The 1,804-nt window shown below is 41.7% G+C and carries 7 tRNA genes; 3 read left to right on the top strand and 4 right to left on the bottom strand.

Going from position 1 to position 1,804, the window contains the following annotated elements:
• Positions 1-143 precede the first annotated feature (143 nt).
• The 4 genes from VRK28_RS14230 to VRK28_RS14245 all read right to left on the bottom strand — a co-directional run bounded on the left by VRK28_RS14230 (position 144) and on the right by VRK28_RS14245 (position 586).
• Positions 144-219 (bottom strand) — tRNA-Val (locus tag VRK28_RS14230).
• Between the two features lie 67 nt (positions 220-286).
• A tRNA-Val gene (locus VRK28_RS14235) sits at positions 287-362 on the bottom strand.
• A 36-nt stretch (positions 363-398) separates the two neighbouring features.
• Positions 399-474: transfer RNA gene (locus VRK28_RS14240), tRNA-Val, on the bottom strand.
• A gap of 36 nt (positions 475-510) precedes the next feature.
• Positions 511-586: transfer RNA gene (locus VRK28_RS14245), tRNA-Val, on the bottom strand.
• Positions 587-1,229: 643 nt separating this feature from the next.
• Here VRK28_RS14245 and VRK28_RS14250 point away from each other — a divergent pair.
• From VRK28_RS14250 to VRK28_RS14260, 3 genes are all read left to right on the top strand, one after another.
• Positions 1,230-1,305: transfer RNA gene (locus tag VRK28_RS14250), tRNA-Ala, on the top strand.
• 39 nt (positions 1,306-1,344) lie between these two features.
• Positions 1,345-1,420 (top strand) — tRNA-Glu (locus VRK28_RS14255).
• Between the two features lie 134 nt (positions 1,421-1,554).
• Positions 1,555-1,630 (top strand) — tRNA-Glu (locus VRK28_RS14260).
• Positions 1,631-1,804 lie beyond the last annotated feature (174 nt).

Below are 1,804 nucleotides of genomic sequence, written 5' to 3' on the forward strand. Positions count from 1 at the left end.
TAGAAGTTAGAGAGTAGAAGTTAGAGAGTACAAGCGGTTGTTATATGTGGTGGGTCGTACTGGACTTGAACCATCGAGCCTGTGTTTTGTAAAGAGTGGCGATGCTTTTGAAAACTAGAGATAAAATAAGGAGGTTTTATATGTGGTGGGTCGTACTGGACTTGAACCAGTGACCCTCGCCTTGTAAGGGCGATGCTCTCCCAACTGAGCTAACGACCCATATTACATACAGCATATTATCTTAATGGAAGGACCACCGAGACTTTCTTTAATAACAGAAAGTAAATGGTGGGTCGTACTGGACTTGAACCAGTGACCCTCGCCTTGTAAGGGCGATGCTCTCCCAACTGAGCTAACGACCCATTTAGATTTTTATAATATGAAACACCATTTTAAAATGGTGGGTCGTACTGGACTTGAACCAGTGACCCTCGCCTTGTAAGGGCGATGCTCTCCCAACTGAGCTAACGACCCATTAAGAATTTAGATATGAACACCATTAGGGAATAATGGTGGGTCGTACTGGACTTGAACCAGTGACCCTCGCCTTGTAAGGGCGATGCTCTCCCAACTGAGCTAACGACCCATATCTAAAACAACTCATTGCTGCGTTGTTGTGGGGCGCTATTATAGATAGAGTTGTAAATGTGTCAACACTTGAATGAGTAAAAATGTGTTAGATGCAGCTTTTATAAACAATGACATGGCATTTAAGCATTTTTTGGCGAACAAATATGCAATTTATATTCATAAGCTTATATTTAGACTTGGATCTATAGCTTTATGACCTAGGTAAATCATTCCAAATGATATGAATACAGTAAATTTTTAAAACAGTTTTTTCATACCGATAAATTTGCATTAGTTAATTACACTCTACTTAGCACTATTAAAAACAAAGCAGGGAAGGGGGAAGTCGTTTTATTTAAAGCTTTAAATAATGAACTTTATTTTGCATATAAATGTATACCTTTTCTAAGGGAGTAAATTCAAAAGCAGAGAGCCTTTGATAACAAACCAACAATGCAATTAGCCCAAAATAGCTAATTTGATAGCTCTTTGTATAAAATACCTCCGTAACGGATTGATATTTAGTCAGCTTGTTGAAATTTAAATCATTTAAATAAACTTAGATAAAAAACTGTTGACTTTATTTGGGGGGCTGCATAGAATGCGCCCCGCACTCAGCGATACACAACCAACATTAATTGGTGGTGTGTATGCAAGTCGGGGCTATAGCTCAGCTGGGAGAGCGCTTCGCTGGCAGCGAAGAGGTCTGCGGTTCGATCCCGCATAGCTCCACCAGATTTGCATAGTGTTTGTCCTAGGGTTGCAGTTTTCTGCGTCCCCATCGTCTAGAGGCCTAGGACACCGCCCTTTCACGGCGGTAACAGGGGTTCGAATCCCCTTGGGGACGCCACTTACTCTTAGTAAGTGAGCAATTGCCAAGAAAATAAATAAATATGTCAGTCTCGAGTACTTGCATGTTATTTTAGTAACCTTAACTCCGATATGAGTCAAACTATCATTTAATGTCCTAGTGACACATTATGTGTCCCCATCGTCTAGAGGCCTAGGACACCGCCCTTTCACGGCGGTAACAGGGGTTCGAATCCCCTTGGGGACGCCACTTATTCAAGTAGGTTATGTGTAGTGGGGCGGTGAACACCGCGCAATCTATTCACGACGTTATCAAGAGTACGAATCTCTTGGCGGCGCCACTTACTTAAAGTGCTGTGTTATTAAAGCTCGTCTGAATCGAGTCTAACTATTCAGTTGTCCTAGTGACACATTATGTGTCCCC

The sequence above is a fragment of the Pseudoalteromonas sp. P80D2 genome (genome assembly GCF_036680945.1).
Classification (GTDB): Bacteria; Pseudomonadota; Gammaproteobacteria; order Enterobacterales; family Alteromonadaceae; genus Pseudoalteromonas; species Pseudoalteromonas shioyasakiensis.